Genomic DNA, 21,511 nt, shown 5'->3' with positions numbered 1-21,511 from the left:
ATGCGCGTCGCGGATTGCCCCCTGTGCGACGAAGTCGGCGGCCGGCTGGTGTTCGATGGATCGAAGCTGCGCGTGATCCATGCGGCCGAGGCGAACTTTCCTGCGTTCTTTCGCGTCGTGTGGAAGAGCCATGTGCCTGAATGGTCCGACCTGTCGCCCGAGGACCGTGCCCTTTGCATGGAGGCGGTCGCTGTGGTGGAGCAGAGCCTGCGCGACGCGCTGGCACCCGCGAAGATCAACCTCGCCGCACTCGGCAACATGGTCCCGCATCTGCACTGGCATGTGATCGCACGCTTCGATTGGGACACGCGCTTCCCGTCCCCAGTGTGGGCGGCAGCACAGCGCCAGCCCGATCCGGCTCGCGAAGCCACGGTCGAAGCCGCACTGCCTGCCGCCGAACGCGATATGGTCCAGCGCCTGACTGCAAGGAGTTTCTGATGGCAGGTTTGAAATCGGGCGCTCCGACGCCGTTGTCGATCACGTTGCACAACCAGTCGCGCGTGCTGGAGGTCGCCTTTTCCGACGGGGCGAGCTTCCGCATCCCGTTCGAGTTGATGCGCATCTATTCGCCGTCGGCGGAAGTGCAGGGCCACGGACCGGGGCAGGAAGTGCTGCAGACCGGCAAGCGCGATGTCGACCTGATCGACCTGCAGCCGGTTGGCAACTACGCCGTGCAACCCACCTTCAGCGATGGCCACGAAAGCGGCATCTTCTCATGGGACCTCCTCTACGAACTCGGCTCCCGGCAGGACGAACTCTGGGCCGAGTACGAGCAACGCCTCGCAGCGGCCGGCGTGGATCGCGATGCCCCGATGCCCCAAAAGGGCGGGCACGCCTGCGGCAGTCATTGATCACGAATGCCCGGTGTCCCTGCGGGGTCGTCGACTTGATGTGAACGCTTCCGGCCTAACATCGGGTGCATGAGTACCACCCATTTCGGCTTTGAATCGGTCGATGAAAGCGACAAGGCACGCCGCGTGCGCGGTGTCTTCGATTCGGTAGCGAAGCGCTACGACGTCATGAACGACCTCATGTCGATGGGACTCCATCGCGCATGGAAGGCCTACACGGTCATGGTCGCGAACGTCGGCGAGGGTTCGAAAGTGCTCGACATCGCCGGCGGTACGGGCGACCTCGCGCTGGCCTTCGCGAAGAAGGTCGGCAGCACCGGCGAGGTGGTCCACACCGACATCAACGAGGCCATGCTGCGCACCGGGCGCGACAGGCTGCTCGATGCCGGCGTCGCACTGCCCACCCTGGTCTGCGATGCGGAAAAGCTGCCCTTCCCCGACAACCACTTCGACGTGGTGACCGTGGCCTTCGGCCTGCGCAACATGACCCACAAGGACATCGCGCTGAAGGAGATGAACCGCGTGCTCAAGCCGCGCGGCAAGCTGCTCGTGCTCGAGTTCTCGAAGGTCGCCAAGCCGCTGCAGAAGGCCTACGACTGGTATTCGTTCAGCGTGCTGCCCCGTCTGGGCAAGGTGGTCGCGGGCGACGACGCCAGCTACCGCTACCTCGCCGAATCGATCCGGATGCATCCCGCCCAGGAGGAACTCAAGACCCTGATGAAGGAGGGCGGTTTCGGGCATGTGGACTATCACAACATGACTGGCGGCGTCGCGGCCCTGCATGTTGGAATCAAGTGTTGAAGTTGTTTGTTTGCCGAAGAGGAGACGTCATGAAGAATTTCTGGTCCGTGATGCTGGTGTGTGCGCTGGCCATCGTGAGCATCGATGCCGACGCTGCCCGCATGGGCGGCGGAAAGTCGTTCGGCAGGCAGTCGGCTAATGTGACCCAACGCCAGGCCACCCCGCCTGCGGCACCCGCCGCTACGCCGGGAGCGCCCGCGCAGAGTGCGAACAATGCCGCCGCGGCCAAGCCCGCTGCCGCGCCTGCGGCGACACCCGCTGCGGCACCCAAGCGCCCGTGGGCCGGCATGCTCGGCGGTCTGGCCGCAGGCCTGGGCCTCGCATGGCTCGCGCACTCGCTGGGCCTCGGCGCTGCCTTCGGCAACATCCTGCTGATCGGCCTGCTCGTCCTGGCGGCCGTGGTCGTGTGGCGCATTTTTGCGGCGCGTTCGCGCAACGGCGGAGGCGCTACGCCACGCACCGGTGGCTTGGCCTTCCAGGGCGCGGGCAATCCCGCAGATGCGACTGCGCCCATTCAATACAGCCCGAACAACGTCGGGAACGATGCCTCGGCCCGTCCGTGGGAGCGCAACACCGCGGCTTTCGACGCAACGCCGGCGCAGCCCGAACACGTCGGTGGCTCGTCGATGGCCGGTGCGGCCGCGGCAGGCGGCGGCAGCATGATCGGTTCGGCGCTGGCCGGCTCACAAAGCTGGGGCATTCCCGCCGGCTTCGATGCCGATGGCTTCCTGACCGCCGCGAAGCGCAACTTCGTGACCCTGCAGGACGCGTGGGACCGTGCCGACATCGGCATGCTGCGCTCGATGATGACCGACGGCATGGTCGGCGAAATCCGCCAGCAACTGGCCGAACGCGAGAACCACACCGGTGGCCAGCCGAACAAGACCGAGGTCGTGATGCTCGACGCCAAGCTGCTGGGCATCGAGGAACTGCCGGACGCCTACCTGGCGAGCGTGGAGTTCTCGGGGATGATCCGCGAGGACATCTCGTCCGGTCCGAGCCCGTTCCGCGAGGTGTGGAACATGACCAAGCCGACCAGCGGTTCGAGCGGGTGGCTGGTGGCCGGAGTTCAGGCACTTCAGTAAGCGCTGCGCGCTTCGATCCGGTCACAAGACCGGGATAATGGGGACATGGTTACACCATCGTCCCCATTTTCTTTTCTCGACGACCTCTTCAATCGCGTGGGCAGCCGCTTGCAGCCCCCGGCGTGGGCGGTTCACGAGATCCAGCACCGGGCGGTGCTTTTCCTGAATCACGTGCTTCAGCAGGAGCCCGAGGCACAGGAGCGACTCAGGCGCCAGCAGGGACGTGTGGTGCAGTTCGAATGGCGCTTCGTGACGATGAAGTTCGTCGCCACGCCGGCCGGCCTGCTCGACCTGGCGCCGGATGGCGCCGCGTCCGAACTGACGCTGACGGTGACCGAGGAGTCGCCCTTCGGCCTCGCACGCGCTGCATTCCGAGGTGAGAAACCCGCAGTGCGCATCGAGGGCGATGTGCAGCTGGCGGCCGAGGTCAACTGGCTGGTCGACCACGTGCGCTGGGACGTCGAAGACGACCTCGCGCGCGCCATCGGCGATGTGCCCGCGCACACGATCGCGACGGGCACCCGCCGCGTGGTGGAAGCGCTGCGGCACTTCGTCGGCGAGCGCTCCGGCAAGGCCGGCGGGCCTGCAGCCGAATGAGCCGCGTCTACCGCGGCATCTTCATCGTCTGGGTCGCACTCCGCTTCGGCCTCGACGAACTCGTTCTCACCAGCTTCCAGAAGCCGTGGCTGCGTGTGGTGGCCCGCATCGTGTCGGTCGGCCGCAACCTCGACGCGCCGCGCGGCCAGCGCCTGCGCGAGGCGCTGGAGCGGCTCGGTCCGATCTTCGTCAAGTTCGGCCAGGTGTTATCCACCCGGCGCGACCTGCTGCCGGCCGACATCGCCGACGAACTGGCGTGGCTGCAGGACCGGGTCCCTCCCTTTCCGTCGAAGGTGGCGATCGCCACCATCGAGCGCGCCTTCCGCCGGCCGGTCGGCGACATCTTCGTGCAGTTCGACGAGACGCCGGTGGCGAGCGCATCGATCGCGCAAGTGCATTTCGCCTCGGTGCGCGTGAGCGATGGCACCGTGCGCGAGGCTGCGGTCAAGGTGCTGCGGCCGGGCATGCGCGACGTCATCGAGAAGGACCTGGCCCTCATGGCCATGATGGCCGGCTGGGTCGAGAACCTGTCGGCCGACGGCAAGCGCCTGAAGCCGCGCGAGGTGGTCGCCGAATTCGACAAGTACCTCCACGACGAACTCGACCTGGTGCGCGAAGCGGCCAACGCGGCGCAACTGCGCCGCAACATGGAGCCGCTCAAGCTGGTGATGATCCCCGAGATGTTCTGGGATTTCTGCCACCCGGAAGTGATCGTGATGGAGCGCATGAAGGGCGTCCCGATCGCGCAACTCGACCGCCTGCGCGCGGCCGGGGTCGACATCCCGAAGCTGGCGCGCGACGGCGTCACGATCTTCTTCACCCAGGTGTTCCGGGACGGCTTCTTCCACGCCGACATGCATCCGGGCAACATCCAGGTGAGCCTGGACCCCGCGACCTTCGGGCGCTACGTCTCGCTCGATTTCGGCATCATCGGCACGCTGACCGAGTCCGACAAGGAATACCTCGCACAGAACTTCGTGGCCTTCTTCCGCCGCGACTACAAGCGCGTGGCCGAGTTGCACCTCGAGAGCGGCTGGGTGCCGGTGGGCACGCGCATCGACGAGCTGGAAGGCGCGATACGCACCGTGTGCGAACCGTACTTCGACCGGCCGCTCAAGGAGATCTCGCTCGGCATGGTGCTGATGCGGCTGTTCCAAACCTCGCGCCGCTTCCATGTCGAGATCCAGCCGCAGCTGGTACTTCTGCAGAAGACCCTGCTCAACATCGAAGGCCTGGGGCGCCAACTCGACCCCGAGCTCGACCTCTGGAACACCGCCAAACCGTTCCTGGAAAAGTGGATGAGCGAGCAGATCGGCCCGCGCAAGCTCTTCGAGCAGTTGCGCGCCGAGGCGCCGCGCTATGCCAAGCTGCTGCCGCAACTGCCGCGGCTGATGCACGATTTCCTGGAAAATCGCCCCGCGGACCACCGCCGGGAACTCATGGAGCTGCTGGCTGCCCAGAAGCGTACGAACCGTCTCCTGCAGGCGATCATCTACGGTGGCATAGGATTTGTATTGGGGTTGATCGCGATGCAGGTGCTGGTGCGCGTGCGTCTTTTCTGATTGGAGGAAATTGCCGTGCTGCTGACCCTGGTCATCGTCTACCTGCTCGTCACCATCGCGATCGGTCTCTATGCGGCCAAGCGCGTGAAGAACACCACCGACTTCGCGATCGCGGGGCGCCATCTGCCCCTGTACATGATCGTGACCACCACCTTCGCCACGTGGTTCGGGTCCGAGACCGTGCTCGGCATTCCGGCCAAGTTCATCGAGGGCGGCCTGAACGGCGTGATCGAGGACCCCTTCGGCGCCGGCACGTGCCTGATCCTGGTCGGCCTCTTCTTCGCGGGCAAGCTCTACCGCATGACGCTGCTGACCATCAGCGACTACTACCGCGAACGCTTCGGCCGCACCATCGAGGTGGCCTGCTCGCTGATCATCATGCTGAGCTACCTCGGCTGGGTGTCGGCGCAGGTCACTGCGCTGGGGCTGGTGTTCAACGTGCTGTCCGGAGGCGCGATCAGCGTTCCGGTGGGCATGGTGATCGGGGTCGTCTCGATCCTCGCCTACACGCTCTTCGGCGGCATGTGGTCGGTCGCGGTGACCGACTTCATCCAGATGATCATCTTGGTCCTCGGTCTCGCGGTGATCGCCGTCTTCGCCGGCAACATGGCCGGAGGTGCGGACAAGGTGGTCGCCTTCGCGGTCAGCAAGGACCTGTTCAAGTTCTGGCCCGAGCCGAACCTGAAGGACATGATCTTCTTCTTCGCGGCGGCGATCACCATGATGCTGGGCTCGATCCCGCAGCAGGACGTGTTCCAGCGCGTGATGTCGGCCAACAGCGTCAAGTCCGCGACGCGCGGGCCGGTCATCGGCGGCGTCGCCTACATCCTGTTCGCCTTCGTGCCGATGTTCCTGGTGGCCAGCGCGCTGCTAATCATGCCGGAGGAAACCGCCACGCTGCTCAAGGACGATCCGCAGAAGGTCCTGCCGACGCTGGTGCTCGAGAAGATGCCCTTCGTGATGCAGGTGCTGTTCTTCGGCGCGCTGCTGTCGGCCATCAAGTCGACGGCTTCGGCGACGTTGCTGGCCCCGAGCGTGACCTTCACCGAGAACATCTGGCGCCAGTTCCGCCCGGCGGGCAGCGACAAGTCCAACCTGATGACCATGCGCATCACCGTGCTGCTGTTCAGCGCGGCCGTGCTGACCTACGCGATCCGGATGCAGGGCACCCCGATCTATGAGTTGGTCTCCGGCGCCTACCAGGTGCCTCTGGTAGGCGCATTCGTGCCGCTGGTCTGCGGCCTGTACTGGCAGCGCGCGACCACCCAGGGCGCGGTGGCGTCCGTGGTGCTCGGCATCGGGGTCTGGCTGCTGTTCCTGGGCATGCCCTGGGGCAAGGAATTCCCGGCGCAACTGGCGGGCTTGCTGGCTTCGTTCGGCGGGATGGTGGCCGGTTCGCTGGCGCCGCAGTGGGTGTCGAACACGCGCACGGCGCACCGCCCGCTGGCCGTCGACCCTGTCTGATCGCCTCGGAGGCAGGCGGGAGGGCGCCCTATAATCGAGGGCTTTGCGAGCGGCCGCCGGCCGCTCATTTCGCCCCCCAATCCATGCCTATCTACGCCTACAAGTGCAGCGCCTGCGGCTTTGCCAAGGACGTGCTGCAGAAAATGTCCGACGCTCCCCTGTCGGACTGCCCGACTTGCGGCGCGAGTGCGTTCAGCAAGCAGCTCACCGCCGCCGGCTTCCAGCTCAAGGGTTCCGGCTGGTACGTCACCGATTTCCGTGACGGCGGCGGCAAGAAGAATGGCGAGGGCGCCGAAACGCCCGTCGCCGCTCCGGCTGCCGCGCCCGCGGACGGCGCCGCCGCCAAGCCGGCGGACGCTCCCGCCAGCGCACCGGCGCCGGTTCCCGCACCGGCTGCGGCACCCCCGGCCAGCAGCGGCGACTGAGACTCGCCATGCTCGCGCTGCGCAAATGGCTGCTGTCCGGCTTGCTGGTCATCGTCCCGCTGGTCATCACGCTGGGCGTGCTGAACTGGATCATCGGCACGCTGGACCAGACGCTGTGGCTGCTGCCCGAGGAATGGCAGCAGTACCTCACCGAACACAAGGTGCGCGGGCTCGGCGTGCTGCTGACGCTGGCCATCCTGCTGTCCGTCGGCGCGATCGCGAGCAACTTCGTCGGCAAGCGCCTGCTGGGCTGGGGCGACGCGGTGGTCCGCCGGATCCCGGTGGTGCGCTCGATCTACTCCAGCGTCAAGCAGGTCTCCGACACGCTGTTCTCCGAGAACGGCAACGCGTTTCGCACTGCGGTCCTGGTCCAGTGGCCGCGTGAAGGCGTCTGGACCATTGCCTTCGTGACCGGCACGCCCGGCCACGAAGTCGTGACCCACCTCGGTGGTGGCGACTACCTCGGCGTGTACGTGCCGACCACGCCCAATCCCACGGGCGGCTACTTCGTGATGCTCAAGCGCAGCGACTGCATCGAACTCAAGATGAGCGTGGACGACGCGCTCAAGTACATCGTCTCGATGGGGGTGGTCGTCCCTGGCGGCCCCGCAACGATCGCGATCAAATAAAGATGCGCCCCACCGGCGCCCGGAATCCACCTATGCCCATGCGTTCAAACTACTGCGGTCTCGTGACCGAAGCCCTCCTGGGCCAAACCGTCACCCTTTGCGGCTGGGTCAATCGCCGGCGCGATCATGGGGGTGTGATCTTCATCGACCTGCGTGACCGCGAAGGCTACGTGCAGGTCGTGTGCGACCCCGATCGTGCCGCCACCTTCGCCACCGCCGAGGGCCTGCGCAACGAGTTCTGCGTGCAGATCACCGGCCTTGTGCGCGCACGCCCCGAGGGCACGATCAACGAGAACCTCAAGAGCGGCAAGATCGAAGTGCTCTGCCACGAAATGAAGGTGCTGAACCCGTCGGTGACGCCGCCGTTCCTGCTGGACGACGACAACCTCTCGGAGACCACGCGCCTTACGCACCGCGTGCTGGACCTGCGCCGTCCAGTGATGCAGCGCAACATGATGCTGCGCTACAAGGTCACGATGGAGGCGCGCAAGTTCCTCGATGCCAACGGCTTCATCGACATCGAGACGCCGATGCTCGGCAAGTCCACGCCCGAGGGCGCGCGGGACTACCTGGTGCCGAGCCGCGTGCACGACGGCAGCTTCTTCGCGCTGCCGCAATCGCCGCAGCTCTTCAAGCAGTTGCTGATGGTGGCCGGCTACGACCGCTACTACCAGATCGTCAAGTGCTTCCGCGACGAAGATCTGCGCGCCGACCGCCAGCCCGAGTTCACGCAGATCGACATCGAGACCTCGTTCATGGCCGAGGAAGAGATCCGCGAAATGTTCGAAGGCATGATCCGCAAGGTCTTCCGTGCGGCCGCCGAGGTCGAGCTGCCGCCGTTCCCCGTCATGAGCTACGGCGACGCCATGTTCAAGTACGGCTCCGACAAGCCGGACCTGCGCGTCAAGCTCGAGTTCACCGAACTCACCGACGTCATGCGCAATGTCGAGTTCAAGGTATTCGCCCAGGCGGCCAGCACGCCCGGTGGCCGTGTCGTGGCCCTGCGCGTGCCCGGCGGCGGGGGCGAAGGCGGCATGTCGCGCGGCGAAATCGATGCCTACACCGAGTTCGTCAAGATCTACGGCGCCAAGGGTCTGGCCTACATCAAGGTCAACGACGCGGCGCAAGGCCGCGAAGGCCTGCAGAGCCCGATCGTCAAGAACCTCAACGACGCGTCGCTGTCCGAGATCATCGCGCGCACGGGCGCCCGCAACGGCGACATCCTGTTCTTCGGCGCCGACAAGGAAAAGGTCGTCAACGACGCGATCGGCGCATTGCGCGTGAAGATCGGACACAGCGCCTTCGGCAAGAAGAACGGACTCTTCGAAGCCCGCTGGGCGCCTCTGTGGGTGGTCGACTTCCCGATGTTCGAATTCGACGAGGAAGGCCAGCGCTGGTCGGCGGTGCACCATCCGTTCACCGCGCCGAAGGATGGTCACGAAGACCTCATGGACACGGCACCCGAGAAGTGCATTGCCAAGGCCTACGACATGGTGCTCAACGGCATCGAGATGGGCGGCGGGTCGGTGCGTATCCACCGCGAGGAAGTGCAGAGCAAGGTGTTCCGCGCGCTCAAGATCAGCGCCGAAGATGCACAGAACAAGTTCGGCTTCCTGCTGGATGCCCTGCAGTACGGCGCGCCACCGCACGGCGGCATCGCGATCGGTCTCGACCGCCTGGTGATGCTGCTGAGCGGTGCGGAATCGATCCGCGACGTGATCGCCTTCCCCAAGACCCAGCGCGCGCAGGACCTGCTGACGCAGGCGCCGAGCCCGGTCGACGAGAAGCAGTTGCGCGAACTGCACATCAAGCTGCGCAACGTACAACCCGCGGCCTGAACGGGCAGGGGCTGCGAGCATGAGCGAGCGCCCCTGGAAGATCCCGGAGTCGGTGCTGGTCGTGATCCACACACCGGCGCTGGACGTGCTGCTGATCCAGCGCGCCGATGCCGACGACTTCTGGCAGTCGGTCACCGGCAGCAAGGATGCGGTCGACGAGCCCCTGGCCCTGACGGCTGCGCGCGAGGTCGAAGAGGAGACTGGCATCCTCTGCGGCGAGGGCAGTGACCTCGCATCCCATCTCGTCGATTGGCGACTGCAGAACGTCTACGAGATCTACCCACGCTGGCGCGCACGCTACGCGCCGGGCGTCACCCACAACACCGAGCATCTCTTCGGCCTGCGCGTGCCGGAGCGGGTGACCCCGCGACTCCACCCGCGCGAGCACACCGCCTGGCGGTGGCTGCCGTACCGCGATGCGGCGGATGCCTGCTTTTCGCCCTCGAACGCCGAAGCGATCCTGCTCCTGCCACAATTTGCGAAATGAATTCGCCGGCGAACAACTTTCGAGTGGCTACCTACAACATCCACAAGGGTGTGCAAGGCATCGGGCCGGCCCGACGCCTCGAAATCCACAACCTTGGCCACGCCATCGAGCAATTGGACGCCGACATCGTGTGCCTGCAGGAAGTCCGCAAGGTGAACCGCCAAGCCGCAGCCCGCTTCCGCCATTGGCCCGAGCTGCCGCAGGCGGACTTCCTCGCGCCCGAGGGCTACACCGCGGTCTACGAGACCAACGCCATCACCAAGCACGGCGAGCACGGCAATGCGCTGCTCACCCGCTGGCCGGTACTCCGGAAGACCCATCAGGACATCTCGGATCATCGGTTCGAACAGCGTGGGTTGCTTCACGTGGCAATCGACCTCGACGGCATGCCTGTGCACGCCATCGTGGTGCATCTGGGATTGATCAAGGGCAGCCGCATCCGCCAGGTGGCCCAGTTGCGCGAATTCATCGATCGCGAGATTCCACCCGGCGAGGCGCTGGTCGTCGCGGGTGACTTCAACGACTGGGGTGCGCGCATGCGCTACGCGATGAATGCCATGGGAATGCGCGACTCCAGCGACCTGCGTGGGCCGCGGACACTGACGTACCCCTCGCGCATGCCGGTCGCGCAGCTCGATTTCATCTACGGCCGGCAATTGATGCCGCTCGCATGCGCCGTGCCCCGCGGTCCGATCTGGGCTCGCATGTCCGACCACCTGCCGCTGGTGACGGATTTTTCGCTATCAAAACAGTAGCATTGCGGTGAGGCGGGCAGGGCTTTGTAGGGGCAATCGCTTGATTCCATTCGCTGTTAGGATGCGCTAATGCTTAGGACCATCGACGCCGCGAGGCGCCCCACGGAAGGGGCTGAAGACGAGGGCACGCCAGTGTCCGTGAAGATTCGCGAGCGCCTGCTCGCCGCCCGCAAGCGCTTCAACGCCAACGACAACATCGCCGAGTTCATCGAGCCCGGCGAACTCGAGCACCTGCTCGACGAAGTCGAAGGCAAGATGAAGCACGTGCTTGAAAGCCTGGTGATCGATCTCGACAACGACCACAACACCGGCAACACGGCCCGTCGCGTCGCGAAGATGTACCTCAACGAGGTGTTCAGGGGCCGCTATGTGGCCCCGCCGTCCCTCACCGAATTCCCCAATGCGGAGCACTTGAACGAGCTGATGATCGTCGGCCCGATCACGGTGCGCAGCGCCTGCTCGCACCACTTCTGCCCGATCATCGGCAAGCTGTGGATCGGCGTCATGCCGAACGAAAAGACCAACGTGATTGGCCTGTCGAAGTACGCGCGGCTGGCGGAGTGGGTGATGGGCCGCCCGCAGATCCAGGAGGAAGCCGTGGTGCAGCTGGCCGACCTGATCCAGGAAAAGACGCAGCCCGACGGCCTGGCCCTGGTGGTCGAGGCCGAGCACTTCTGCATGCAGTGGCGCGGCGTCAAGGAGATGGACAGCAAGATGATCAATTCGGTGATGCGCGGCGTGTTCCTGAAGGATCCCAACCTTCGCCGCGAATTCCTCTCCCTTCTCCCGCGCAAGCGCTGACACATCATGCTCGTACGACTTCTCTACGCCAGTCGTGCTGCGGACACGAGTCCGGGCGCGATCGAAGCCATCCTCGCGCAATCGCGTTCGCACAACACGGCCTGTGGCATCACCGGCATCCTTTGCTATGGCGCAGGCGTTTTCCTGCAGGCCATCGAAGGCGGGCGGATGGCGATCAGCGAGCTGTACGGCCACATCCAGAAGGACCCACGGCACAAGGACGTGGTGCTGCTGCACTACGAGGAAATCTCCGAGCGCCGATTCGGCGGATGGACGATGGGCCAGGTCAATCTGTCCAAGCTCAACGCGTCGACCTTGCTCAAGTATTCGGAACGGCCTGAACTCGACCCCTATGCGGTCTCGGGCAAGGTCTCGCTCGCACTGCTGGAAGAGCTGATGGCGACCGCCGCCATCGTCGGGCGTCACTGACGCGCCATCTCCCGGGTGTTGCTGCTCGGTTGCGACTTCTCCAGCGCGCCAAGCGCGCGAAAGCCGATCGTGATCGCGATCGGCAGCGCCGGTGGACGGCGCGTCAGCCTGTCGGGATTCGAATTCTTCGCCTCGCTTGACGCCTGGGCACGGTGGCTCGCCGACGCTCCGGCGTGGGTCGGCGGCTTCGACTTCCCTTTCGGCTTGCCGCGCGAGTTGGTCGAGCACCTGGGATGGCCCCTGCAATGGCCTGCACTCATCAAGCACTACGCCGCGCTCGACCGCGCCCGGATCCGCGAAACCTTCGCCGCTTTCTGCGCGTCACGGCCTGTTGGCGGCAAGTTCGCCCACCGGGCTACGGACGGCCCCGCGGGGTCCAGCCCGTCGATGAAGTGGGTCAATCCTCCCGTCGCGTTCATGCTGCATGCCGGGGTGCCACGGCTGCTGGAAGCCGGGGCCACGCTGCCCGGATTGCATCTGCCGCCGTCGGGCGGGGCGCGCATCGCGTTGGAAGCCTATCCGGGCCTGCTGGCGCGCGAACTGATCGGCCGGCGCAGCTACAAGAGCGATGACATCGCCACCCAGACCGAGGCGCGCCGACAAGCGCGGGCCGACCTCGTCGAGGCGTTGGGGAAAGGCTCTTCGCGATTGGGGCTTGGCCTTGCCGTGGACGCGGTTGTCCGGAAGCAACTGCTGGAAGACGCCAAGGGCGACTGCGTCGATGCGGCACTCTGCCTGCTTCAGGCGGCCTGGGCGGCCGCACGCCGTTCGAGCGACGGGCATGGCTACGGCCTCCCCGCGAAGATCGATCCGCTCGAGGGCTGGATCGTGACTGCCTGACCACTCCGTGTCCTACAGCAGGTCGAGCCGCCGCCGCAGGCCAGCGTCCGGACACCCTCGCTAGATTGGATCAAGTGGTTCGGGCGAACCACTCATCACCAACTTGTTGAAGGAAATTGCTATGAACAAGGACCAAGTGGCAGGCCGCGTCGAAGAGGCCAAGGGCAAAGTGAAAGAGGCCGCCGGCAAGGTCACCGGCAGTGAAAAGCTCCAGACCGAAGGCATGGTCGACCAGGCCGCGGGCAAGGTGCAGAAGACCTATGGCGACGCCAAGGAACAGGCCAAGGACGCCATCAAACGCGACGCCGACAAGCTGTGACCCGACCAGGGCTCGCGCGTGCAGTTGCGCGAGTCCTGCCATCTCGACAGGAGGTTCTCATGATTCATCTCAACCACTCTCCCCGAAGCTCACGCCATGTGTTGGCATGGATGCTTGCGAGCGGCGTGCTCGCACTGAGCGCCTGCGGCGACAAGGCCGGCAACGAGACCGCAGGCCAGAAGGTGGATTCGGCCATCGCCAAGACTGAACAAGCCGGCGCCGATGCCAAGGCAAAGTCGGAGTCCGCTGCCGCATCGGCGGGGTCGAGCATGAAGCAAGGCGCCACGGACGCCAAGGAAGCCGTGAAGGACGCGGGTGCCAGCGTCGCGGGTGCTGTGGACGATGCAACCATCACGGCCGCCGTGTCGACCGGCTTGGCCAAGGATCCAGACCTGAGCGCCATCAAGATCGATGTCGATACCAAGGGTGGGACCGTCAGCCTGAGCGGCCCGGCGCCGAATGCCGCAGCCAAGGCGCGCGCCGAGGAGATCGCGAAGTCCGTCAAGGGCGTCAGCGCAGTCAACAACAACCTCGAAGTCAAGATGTGACGATTCGAGTTCTCTGACTCCTTTCGGATCCAAGAAAAAGCCCGGGTCGCCCCGGGCTTTTTCTTGTGCCGCTGAACGATCATCTCAGCGATTGAGCCAGTCCTTGAGTTCGTCGGCGTGCTCTTCCTCGTCGGTGAGGATCTCTTCGAGCATGCGCCGCGTCGTCGGGTCCTTGTCGCCGATCAGCGAGATCATCTGGCGATAGGACTCCACGGCGATGCGTTCCGCCACCAGATTGGCGCGCACCATCGCCTGCAGATCCAGGGCCTCGTCGTAGTCGGCGTGGCTGCGTTCCAGCAGCGTTCGTGGATTGAAATCCGGTTCTCCGCCGAGCTGGACGATGCGCTCGGCGATCTTGTCCGCGTGGCCGGACTCCTCGTTGGCGTGTACGAGAAACTCCTCGGCGATCTTGGGCGATGCCTCGCCCGTGGCGGTGAAATAGTGGCGCTTGTAGCGCAGCACGCAGACGAGTTCGGTCGCAAGGGCATCGTTCAGCAGCTTGACGATGTCATCTCGCCAGGGGCCATAGCTCGGCGTGACGGCGCCTTCGTCGAGGCTCTTGGAGGCGGCATCGATGGCTGCCTGGTCGAGAACCAGGTGCTTCGGGCGTTCTTTGACGGCGGTGTTCATGGGGGATCCTTTCGTGGGGTTGTGTTTTTCTGCATCAACGTGTTCACCAGGTCGGCGACGTCGGATGTCTTGAGTACGACGGCCAGCACGGCGGTGATCGACAGCAGGCGCCAAGGCTTGACCAGGACCAGCAAGGCGCCCGTGGCGGCAGCGGCCGCGACGAGCTTTGCCGGCTCTTCCCGCGCGTAGCGTTTCAGCAGCGGGCGGGCGACCTGGGTGACCGCATTGGCGGGATGTCTTCGCCACCAGCGTCGGGCCACGTTCCGTGCGACTGCACCCCAGGCGAACTGATTCGCCGCGGGGTTGGCCAGACGAGGCCGATGAAAGGGCTCCGCTTCTTCGGCAATGTGCGTACGGTCCCCGTGCAACTGGGAAACGAGGGCTCGACGGGAAATCGCCAGACGCTGCTGCGGCGAAAGGCTGTCGGGCTCAGCGGCCATGGTGCTCTCCCGCCAGATGAAGCGCGCGGACGTCCGCGTCGAGTTGTGCGCGGAGGTCGGCAAAGGCGTGGAATTCCTGCGGTCTACTGGCGACATAGGCCGAGAGCAGCGCAATCACCACCGCGACGCCAGGCACCGCCGCCAGAACCCAGTGAAAGCTCCCATGCAGCACGCCCAGCATGACGGCAACACCGATCAATCCCAGGGCCAGCATCGCGCTCGCCGCCGCAAGGACGCCTGCGACCATGCGGGCGACCACGCCCCGCGTCGCCTCGTGCGTCTCCTGCCGAACGAGCGCGCCGTAGTTGGCAAGATGATCGGCAATCAGCTCAGGATGCCCGAGCACCGTGGAGTAAATGGGATGAAGCATGTTGCTGCAGGTGCTTGGGAGATGGGCTCCGCCGGAGCCGATGAGGCGCGATCAGGTCATCGGATCAATAGTCGTCGCGGCGGCGGCTGGCCAGCACGATCAATGCCGTGATGGCTGCACCGGCGGCCGCGGCCACGAGTACCGAGCGAACGGGCTGATCGGCGATGTACTTGCCGGTCACATCCGCAGCCGCTTCCAGCCGACGCTGGGCGCGGGCGCTGGTCGTCGACGCAGCGTCGAGCCCGCGCTGCACAGCCTGTTGAACCCGGGCTGCGAGCTGCTCCACGGCAGGCTCTGCTTCGCGCCGAAGGTCGCGCACCTTTTCGCCCGCAGCGTTCACGGCATTCTGGGCATAGGCGCGCGTGGTGTCGATCGCGTCACTGGCCGTCTGGCGTGCGTCCTCCGCCAGTTGAGCAGGAGTCTTGGTTGTCGTGTTCATGAAGTGGATCCTTCCAGGAGATTGGATTTGTTTGCGGGTGCCTGATCATCGTAACGACGCTAGCCGCGTCGTATCAAGCCCGCGATGAAACTGGCAAGGGCAAGAATCAGGAAGATGACGAAGAGAATCTTCGCGATACCCACCGCGCTGGCCGCGATGCCACCGAAGCCGAAGAGTGCGGCGATCAAGGCAATGACCAGGAACACGACTGCGTAGTGCAACATGGTGAACTCCTTTGGAGGAAGGTCCCGTTGAGATGAATACCAGCGCGTTCGATGGAGGAACGGCCTGGCATCAACGTTAAAAGGGCGGTCGCCCGGACCCTGTCAGCAGCAGGGGGCGGGGGGCGTAGGAGAGGGCCGAATCAGCGCTGTTGGCGCGCGCTACGGACGTCAGGCCGCACTGGACGGCAGGACGGCGCTCAGCTTCGTTCCCTGCCCGGGCAAGGACGACACGGTCAGCTTGCCCTTGGCTGCCTCGACGCGATGCCGCATGCCCGCCAGCCCGTGCGTCGAGGGGCGCGCGTGCTGCGTGTCGAAGCCCTTGCCGTTGTCGGCGACTTCCACGACGACATGGTTGCCGTAGTTCTTCATCACGATGCTGGCTTCAGTGGCCTGCGCGTACTTGCTGATGTTGGTGAGACTCTCCTGCACCATCCGGTAGACCGTGAGCTGGTTCGACTCGTCCAGTGTCACGGGTTCGAGCACCATCTCGATCTCCATGTTCGAGCGCTCGGCGACCTCGCGCCCGAGGATTTCGAGCGAAGCTACAAGACCGAGGTTCGACAGCGACGAAGGCCTGAGGTCTTCGATGATGCGGCGCTTCAGCGCGATGCCGCTGTTGAGGAGCTCGTTCAGGTGCTGCAGGCGCTGCGTCGCGTCGGGCGAGTCGGTCAGCCGGGATTTCAGGCGCGCGACGTCGAGCTTGGCTGCAGTGAGCAGCGAACCCAACTCGTCGTGCAATTCGCGAGCGAGGTAGCCCCGCTCGGTCTCGCGCACCTGCTGCAAGTGAGTGGCGAGTTCCGCCAGTGTCGCGGTGCGCTCGCGCACTTCGTCTTCTAGCGCGTTGCGCTCGCGCTCGAGCGCCTTCTGCTGCCGTTCGCCGACGGAGCGCAGCGCGTGGGCCTGCCGCAAGTAGAGATAGAAGGCAGCGAGCCCCGCCAGTGCCACCAGCCCGATGCCGATGCGCGCGAAGCGCAACGATTTCGCGATCTGCAGCTGGCCGCGCGTGAGTTCGTCGTTCCGGATCGCGATCAGGTTGCCGGTCTCGTTGCGAATGGCTTCCATTTCCTCGCGACCCACGTCGGTCGTGATGACGAATTTCCAGGCATCCTCGTTGCCGTTCTCGCGCAGGCGGACGCTCATGTTCATTTCGGCGAGCTTGCGCGACACGTGATTCGCGAGCTGGTTCAGTTGTGCGAGTTCCCCGGGTCGCTGCGCATACAGGACCTGGAGTGCGGCCAGATGGCCGCTCACCTGCTTGACCGCGTTGTCGTAAGGCTCGCGATAGCGGGCTTCTCCTGTCAACAGATAGCCGCGCTGGCCCGTTTCTGCATCGAGGACGTTCTGGAGCATCAGGTTGAGCACCATGCGCGCGCGTTGGGCGTCGCCGACTTCGGTCAACGCCTGCGAGGATTGTCGGTAGCCGGCTTCGTTGATTCCCACCAGCACCAGCGCTGCCAGCACGGCGAGCGTTAGGCCCAGGGCCATCTTCGGGAAAGCTAACCAGCGCATGAGGGTTCCGAGTGATACCTGTGGTTCAAATTCGTGAATAATCAGAGTCGACCAGGGACCGGCAGATTGCGACGCAAAAGGCCGCGATACAAAGAAGGTAACAGATGATCAAGATCGGAATTGTGGACGACCACGCCATCGTGCGCTCCGGCTTGCGCCAGTTTTTCTCCGAGCACGTCGATCTGCGCGTGGTGGGTGAAGCCGCGAGCGGCCGCGAAGCGATCGAACTCGTTCGCACCACCGAACTGGACGTGCTGGTGATGGACCTCTCGATGCCCGGCCAGAGCGGCATCGATGCATTGGCCATGATTCGCGCCAAGGCGCCGGATGTCGGCATCCTGATCCTGAGCGGCTATCCCGAAGAGCACTACGCGATGAACCTGATCCGTCAGGGCGCGAGCGGCTACCTCAACAAGGAATGCGATCCGATCGAGATCGTCAACGCGATCCGCACCATCTCGCTGGGTCGCCGCTACATCACGCCGGCGGTGGCCGAGTTGCTGGCCCGCCAACTCGACCGCAAGGACGATGCCGCGCCGCACGAGCAACTCTCCGAACGCGAGTTCCAGGTATTCCTCAAGCTGGCAAAGGGAGAGACCGCGGGCGACATCGCGAAGACCCTGTCGCTGTCGGTCAAGACGGTGAGCACGTACCGCACGCGGCTGATGGAGAAGATGAACCTCTCCTCCAACAGCGACCTGACCTACTACGCCCTGAAGAACAAGCTGATCGACTGATCAGACGGCGGTCGGCCCCGGCCCCCTAGTTGCGGCTGGCCGATTGACGGAGCCTGGCAGTCTGCTCGATGCAGAAGTCGATGAGACCGTCGATTTCGTTCGACTTGTCGAAGACGGCATCCACGCCGAATTCGGCGCACCGCTTGCGAATGTCGGGGGTCGCGTAGTTGCTGAGCACCACGACCATCTGGTCGGGTCGGCGGGACATGCAGGCCTGCAGGACGCCGAGGCCACTTCCCTGCTTCAGGAACAGGTCGACAATGGCCAATTCCCAGTCGTCGCTGTTGGCGATCAGCCATTGGCTGGCTTCGGTTTCCGTCTCTGCAAAGCCGATGGCCGAAATGCACGTGAGCTCTTCCAGAGTGCCGACGAGATTCTCTCGGATCGTGACGTTGTCTTCGACGATGTAGGTTTTCAATCGTGGGTCCATGAGAACCGCCTGCCCCCTTGGCGAGCCGAGCATTCCTGGCGAACTGCGCATTCGCCTTGTTCGATGCTACTGGTTATTGGCCAACATCATGAAGGGTTCCTGGGCCTGCGGCTGTAGGCTTGGTCTTACGAAGAAATGGGAACTTCGGACGTAGGCGCGGCCGCACACTGACAACGGCCCGCTACCGACCCTCGCGAGGAGGCACGTCCCTTACTCTTCATCAGGATTTCCGAACACCCGTCGACCACCCATCAGAAGGTACAGACATGAATAGCGTGTGGAGCTACGTCGCAGCAGGTGTGCTCACCCTGTGCGCTGCTGCGGTCGTCGCCGGCGGCGAGCCGGCCATGGCCGAGTTGAGGATGGCCGAAGCGGCGACCGTCGCTGCCACCGCCGACGCGGTGATCTGCTTTCTCGCGGCGCCTCAGGCCGTGACGTCGGGCGGCAAGACGCCGGCGACCGAATGAAGGGATAGCGGCCATGACGGCGAACGCTGCATCGTCGCTGCGTCGCTCGGTCTGGTTCAGGCTCGGCGCGGTATTGCTCGGTCTGATGGCTGTGCTGGTGTTGGTGATCGCGTTCTTCCCCTGGGATCTTCTGCGCGAACCGGTCAATCGCTACGTGAGCGACAAGACCGGTCGCAAATTCGAGATCACGCGCCACCTGGACGTGGATGTGGGATGGCGACTTGCCACGGTCAGGCTCGACGGGGTCGAATTCGCCAATCCGTCCTGGGCGCGGGATCCCTATCTCGTTCGGACCCAGCGTGCGGAGTTCGACCTCAGTTTCTGGCAACTGCTTTCACGCAAGGTGGTGCTTCCTCGTCTGGCCCTGGAGTCGCCGTCCCTGGGTCTCCAGATGGAAGAGGACGGGCGGCGCACCTGGGCACTAGGCAAGGACACCTCGGACGAGGGGACGGTCCCGACCATCGGATTGCTGCAGGTCGACGGAGGCTCGCTCGACTTTTTCGCGAAACACCTGGACGTCGACCTGCACGCGGATTTCAACTTCGACTCCTCCCGCGGCGACATGCCGCTCAGCTACAAGGTCAAGGGGACTTATCGCCGCCAGCCGCTTACCGCCGAAGGCCGCACGGGCAACGCGCTGCAACTGAAGGCCGCGGGGCAGCCGCCGTTCCCGATCGAGATCGCCCTCGTGGCCGGGCACGCTCGCCTGAAGGCGCACGGAACGGTCGCCGAACTGGCCAGTCTTGACGGCCTCGACGCCCAGTTCGACATGCGAGGACAGAACCTCGGCAATCTCTACCCTGTGCTGGGCATCGCGCTACCCCAGACGCCGCCCTACGCCATCAGCGGCAATCTCCGCAAGCAGGCGTCGTTGTGGGAAATTCGAGGCCTCAAGGGGCGCCTCGGGCTGTCCGACATCGGCGGCGACATGCAGTTCGACAAGTCGCAAAAGGTGCCCCATCTCGGCGGCACGCTGCGCTCGCGTGTGATGGACATGGACGATCTCGGGCCGCTGATCGGCTTGCCGCCGACGAGCCGATCGGCCAACGCGGTCGAAGGTGTCGCGCCGCCGCCCACCATCACGCAGGTGCAGGGCGCGCGACGCGATCCCGGTCGCAAGGTGCTTCCCGATGCCACGTTGGACTTCGAGCGCCTGCGCGCCATGAACGCCGATGTGAAATACACCGCTGACCGCATCCAGAACGTGCGCGAAATACCGCTCGACAAGGGAAGCGTTCAGGTGGAGCTCAAGGACGGCGTCCTGAGCCTGGATCCACTCGCGCTTGGTGTCGCCAGCGGCAATGTGGCTGGCGCGATTCGCATCGATGCGACACAGAACCCGGCGGACATTCGGGCGTCACTCGATGTGCGCGCCATGCAGATCAATCGACTGATCCCGAAGGTCGAAACCCTGAAGACCAGTTTCGGCCGGCTCGACGGCCGCATCAATCTGTCCGGGCGCGGCAACTCCGTGGCCGGCTGGCTCGGCGGTGCCTCGGGCGACGTCGCGGCGATCACGGGCCGGGGGCAGTTCAGCAACCTGCTGCTGGAGTTCCTGGGGCTCGATGGCGGCGAGATCATCAAGTTCCTGCTGGAAGGCGACCACAACGTCACGTTGCGCTGCGCGGCGGTGGCGTTCGACGTCGAGAAGGGTGTGATGAACGGTCGCAGCCTGGTTTTCGACACGTCGGACACGGTGTTCAACGCCACGGGCAACATCAACCTTGCCAACGAGACGATGGACATCGTGGTGCGGCAGCAGCCCAAGGACATGAGCATCCTGGCGTTGCGTACGCCGCTGGTCGTTCGTGGCAACTTTGCGTCACCCAAGGCGGGAGTCGAGGCCGGACCGCTGGCGACGCGCGGCGCAGCCGCAGTGGCCCTGGGCTTGATCAATCCGCTGCTCGCGCTAGCAGCCACCATCGAGACAGGGCCCGGCCAGGATGCCGACTGCAAGGAGGTACTGGCCGAAGCAAAGCAACCGAATTCGCGCGCAGCCGCAGCGGGCGTTGCCAAGGCGAAGAAGCGACCGGCATCTACCGGAGGCTAGTGGCTTGGGCGGTGACCGCAGACGCTGCAACCCGGGTCGCGCGCTACACGCATGCTGTCGAATGCCGTGCGGCGGCCGTCGAACATCAGGAGGGTGCCCGCGAGAGAGGGGCTGATGCCTGCGAGCAATTTCAGTGCCTCGCTGGCCTGCAGGGTTCCGATGGTGCCGACAACCGGAGCGAAGACGCCCAGCACGGCGCAGCGGGTCTCCTCGAACTCTGCGTCGGCCGGGAACAGACAGGCGTAGCAGGGCGATTGCGGGTCGCGCGTGTCATAGACGCTCAGTTGCCCGTCAAAGCGAATGGCCGCGCCCGCCACCAGCGGCTTGGCGTGTTGGACGCAAGCGCGGTTCACGGCATGGCGCGTGGCGAAGTTGTCGCTGCAATCGACCACCACGTCTGCCACCGCCACCAATCGGGCGAGGAGATCGTCATCGGCACGCAGCTTGTGCGTTTCGATCGCGATGTCGGGGTTGATGTTGCGCATCGCCTCCGCGGCCGATTCGACCTTGGCCATTCCGACGCGGGCCGTCGCATGTGCTACCTGCCGTTGAAGATTGGTGAGGTCGAGTTCGTCGTCATCCACCAGTGTCACGCGTCCGACACCGGCTGCAGCCAAGTACAGGACGACCGGAGATCCCAATCCCCCGACGCCGATGACCAGCGCGTTGGCCGCGCTGACTCGCGCCTGGCCGTCGATGCCGAATTCCTCGAGCAGGATGTGGCGCGAATAGCGCAGGAGGTCCTGGTCTTCCATGCGCGCGCCGATCATCGGGAGTGACGGCT

At 65.0% G+C, this 21,511-nt stretch carries 28 protein-coding genes; 20 read left to right on the top strand and 8 right to left on the bottom strand.

The features are described from left to right. The 17 genes from AC1D3B_RS08485 to AC1D3B_RS08405 all read left to right on the top strand — a co-directional run bounded on the left by AC1D3B_RS08485 (position 1) and on the right by AC1D3B_RS08405 (position 13,431). On the top strand, positions 1-438 hold the full coding sequence (locus AC1D3B_RS08485) for an HIT family protein (protein ID WP_478190372.1): 438 nt from the start codon (positions 1-3) through the stop codon (positions 436-438). Next, positions 438-851 (top strand): gamma-butyrobetaine hydroxylase family protein, encoded by a 414-nt coding sequence (locus tag AC1D3B_RS08480; RefSeq protein ID WP_478190213.1) that lies wholly within the window; start codon positions 438-440, stop codon positions 849-851. Before AC1D3B_RS08485 ends, AC1D3B_RS08480 begins: the two co-directional genes overlap by 1 nt. Positions 852-920: 69 nt before the next feature. After that, the gene (gene ubiE, locus AC1D3B_RS08475) at positions 921-1,652 is read left to right on the top strand and encodes a bifunctional demethylmenaquinone methyltransferase/2-methoxy-6-polyprenyl-1,4-benzoquinol methylase UbiE (protein ID WP_478190212.1); all 732 of its coding nucleotides are present in this window, start codon (positions 921-923) and stop codon (positions 1,650-1,652) included. Positions 1,653-1,681: 29 nt separating this feature from the next. Then, positions 1,682-2,737 (top strand): Tim44 domain-containing protein, encoded by a 1,056-nt coding sequence (locus AC1D3B_RS08470; RefSeq protein ID WP_478190211.1) that lies wholly within the window; start codon positions 1,682-1,684, stop codon positions 2,735-2,737. Positions 2,738-2,782: 45 nt separating this feature from the next. Then, the gene (locus AC1D3B_RS08465; RefSeq protein ID WP_478190210.1) at positions 2,783-3,334 is read left to right on the top strand and encodes a ubiquinone biosynthesis accessory factor UbiJ; all 552 of its coding nucleotides are present in this window, start codon (positions 2,783-2,785) and stop codon (positions 3,332-3,334) included. Then, positions 3,331-4,896 carry a ubiquinone biosynthesis regulatory protein kinase UbiB gene (gene ubiB / locus AC1D3B_RS08460; RefSeq protein WP_478190209.1) on the top strand — a complete coding sequence of 522 codons (1,566 nt, stop codon included), beginning with the start codon at positions 3,331-3,333 and terminating at the stop codon, positions 4,894-4,896. The genes AC1D3B_RS08465 and ubiB overlap by 4 nt, the downstream gene beginning before the upstream one ends. A gap of 15 nt (positions 4,897-4,911) precedes the next feature. Next, positions 4,912-6,360 carry a high affinity choline transporter 1 gene (locus AC1D3B_RS08455; RefSeq protein ID WP_478190208.1) on the top strand — a complete coding sequence of 483 codons (1,449 nt, stop codon included), beginning with the start codon at positions 4,912-4,914 and terminating at the stop codon, positions 6,358-6,360. A gap of 83 nt (positions 6,361-6,443) precedes the next feature. Next, positions 6,444-6,785, top strand: a complete 342-nt coding sequence (locus AC1D3B_RS08450; RefSeq protein WP_478190207.1) for an FmdB family zinc ribbon protein — start codon at positions 6,444-6,446, stop codon at positions 6,783-6,785. 8 nt (positions 6,786-6,793) lie between these two features. After that, on the top strand, positions 6,794-7,414 hold the full coding sequence (locus AC1D3B_RS08445; RefSeq protein ID WP_478190206.1) for a DUF502 domain-containing protein: 621 nt from the start codon (positions 6,794-6,796) through the stop codon (positions 7,412-7,414). Between the two features lie 32 nt (positions 7,415-7,446). Continuing rightward, a complete protein-coding gene (gene aspS / locus AC1D3B_RS08440) occupies positions 7,447-9,252 on the top strand; it encodes an aspartate--tRNA ligase (protein ID WP_478190205.1) in 1,806 nt (601 codons plus the stop codon). A gap of 19 nt (positions 9,253-9,271) precedes the next feature. After that, positions 9,272-9,739 carry a dihydroneopterin triphosphate diphosphatase gene (gene nudB, locus AC1D3B_RS08435; protein WP_478190204.1) on the top strand — a complete coding sequence of 156 codons (468 nt, stop codon included), beginning with the start codon at positions 9,272-9,274 and terminating at the stop codon, positions 9,737-9,739. After that, the gene (locus tag AC1D3B_RS08430; protein WP_478190203.1) at positions 9,736-10,494 is read left to right on the top strand and encodes an endonuclease/exonuclease/phosphatase family protein; all 759 of its coding nucleotides are present in this window, start codon (positions 9,736-9,738) and stop codon (positions 10,492-10,494) included. The genes nudB and AC1D3B_RS08430 overlap by 4 nt, the downstream gene beginning before the upstream one ends. A gap of 69 nt (positions 10,495-10,563) precedes the next feature. After that, positions 10,564-11,295 carry a GTP cyclohydrolase I gene (gene folE / locus AC1D3B_RS08425; protein ID WP_478190202.1) on the top strand — a complete coding sequence of 244 codons (732 nt, stop codon included), beginning with the start codon at positions 10,564-10,566 and terminating at the stop codon, positions 11,293-11,295. A gap of 6 nt (positions 11,296-11,301) precedes the next feature. Continuing rightward, entirely contained in the window at positions 11,302-11,724 is a 423-nt protein-coding gene (locus tag AC1D3B_RS08420; protein WP_478190201.1) for a BLUF domain-containing protein, read from the top strand. Between the two features lie 15 nt (positions 11,725-11,739). Beyond that, positions 11,740-12,564, top strand: a complete 825-nt coding sequence (locus tag AC1D3B_RS08415; protein ID WP_478190200.1) for a DUF429 domain-containing protein — start codon at positions 11,740-11,742, stop codon at positions 12,562-12,564. 121 nt (positions 12,565-12,685) lie between these two features. Further along, entirely contained in the window at positions 12,686-12,883 is a 198-nt protein-coding gene (locus AC1D3B_RS08410) for a CsbD family protein (protein WP_478190199.1), read from the top strand. 59 nt (positions 12,884-12,942) lie between these two features. Next, complete coding sequence (locus AC1D3B_RS08405) at positions 12,943-13,431, top strand: BON domain-containing protein (RefSeq protein ID WP_478190198.1); 489 nt, start codon at positions 12,943-12,945, stop codon at positions 13,429-13,431. 84 nt (positions 13,432-13,515) lie between these two features. Here the strand turns inward: AC1D3B_RS08405 and AC1D3B_RS08400 are convergent, their stop codons facing one another. The 6 genes from AC1D3B_RS08400 to AC1D3B_RS08375 form a co-directional block, all read right to left on the bottom strand. Then, entirely contained in the window at positions 13,516-14,061 is a 546-nt protein-coding gene (locus tag AC1D3B_RS08400) for a ferritin-like domain-containing protein (RefSeq protein ID WP_478190197.1), read from the bottom strand. After that, complete coding sequence (locus tag AC1D3B_RS08395) at positions 14,058-14,501, bottom strand: hypothetical protein (protein WP_478190196.1); 444 nt, start codon at positions 14,499-14,501, stop codon at positions 14,058-14,060. Before AC1D3B_RS08395 ends, AC1D3B_RS08400 begins: the two co-directional genes overlap by 4 nt. Next, positions 14,491-14,871, bottom strand: a complete 381-nt coding sequence (locus AC1D3B_RS08390) for a hypothetical protein (protein ID WP_478190195.1) — start codon at positions 14,869-14,871, stop codon at positions 14,491-14,493. The genes AC1D3B_RS08395 and AC1D3B_RS08390 overlap by 11 nt, the downstream gene beginning before the upstream one ends. Positions 14,872-14,935: 64 nt before the next feature. Then, positions 14,936-15,310: a hypothetical protein gene (locus AC1D3B_RS08385; RefSeq protein ID WP_478190194.1), complete on the bottom strand. Its 375-nt coding sequence runs from the start codon at positions 15,308-15,310 to the stop codon at positions 14,936-14,938. Between the two features lie 59 nt (positions 15,311-15,369). Further along, positions 15,370-15,534 carry a DUF1328 domain-containing protein gene (locus AC1D3B_RS08380; RefSeq protein WP_286602063.1) on the bottom strand — a complete coding sequence of 55 codons (165 nt, stop codon included), beginning with the start codon at positions 15,532-15,534 and terminating at the stop codon, positions 15,370-15,372. Between the two features lie 168 nt (positions 15,535-15,702). Continuing rightward, positions 15,703-17,043: a CHASE3 domain-containing protein gene (locus tag AC1D3B_RS08375; protein WP_478190193.1), complete on the bottom strand. Its 1,341-nt coding sequence runs from the start codon at positions 17,041-17,043 to the stop codon at positions 15,703-15,705. A gap of 104 nt (positions 17,044-17,147) precedes the next feature. On the opposite strand from AC1D3B_RS08375, the gene AC1D3B_RS08370 reads away from it, so the two are divergent. Then, complete coding sequence (locus tag AC1D3B_RS08370) at positions 17,148-17,780, top strand: response regulator (RefSeq protein ID WP_028249172.1); 633 nt, start codon at positions 17,148-17,150, stop codon at positions 17,778-17,780. Between the two features lie 25 nt (positions 17,781-17,805). On the opposite strand, the gene AC1D3B_RS08365 is transcribed toward AC1D3B_RS08370, so the two are convergent. Next, positions 17,806-18,210: a response regulator gene (locus tag AC1D3B_RS08365; protein WP_478190192.1), complete on the bottom strand. Its 405-nt coding sequence runs from the start codon at positions 18,208-18,210 to the stop codon at positions 17,806-17,808. 266 nt (positions 18,211-18,476) lie between these two features. Between AC1D3B_RS08365 and AC1D3B_RS08360 the strand changes: the two genes are divergently transcribed. Together AC1D3B_RS08360 and AC1D3B_RS08355 are read left to right on the top strand one after the other, a co-directional pair. Continuing rightward, a complete protein-coding gene (locus tag AC1D3B_RS08360; protein WP_478190191.1) occupies positions 18,477-18,677 on the top strand; it encodes a hypothetical protein in 201 nt (66 codons plus the stop codon). Positions 18,678-18,690: 13 nt separating this feature from the next. Continuing rightward, on the top strand, positions 18,691-20,727 hold the full coding sequence (locus tag AC1D3B_RS08355; RefSeq protein WP_478190190.1) for an AsmA family protein: 2,037 nt from the start codon (positions 18,691-18,693) through the stop codon (positions 20,725-20,727). On the opposite strand, the gene AC1D3B_RS08350 is transcribed toward AC1D3B_RS08355, so the two are convergent. Then, a complete protein-coding gene (locus AC1D3B_RS08350; protein ID WP_478190371.1) occupies positions 20,724-21,482 on the bottom strand; it encodes a HesA/MoeB/ThiF family protein in 759 nt (252 codons plus the stop codon). The two genes, AC1D3B_RS08355 and AC1D3B_RS08350, sit on opposite strands and share 4 nt — an antisense overlap. Between the last annotated feature and the right edge of the window lie 29 nt (positions 21,483-21,511).

The organism is Variovorax sp. P5_A3 (assembly GCF_056400665.1).
The sequence above is the reverse complement of the archived record's forward strand: the minus strand, read 5'-3'. Positions and strand labels throughout refer to the sequence as shown.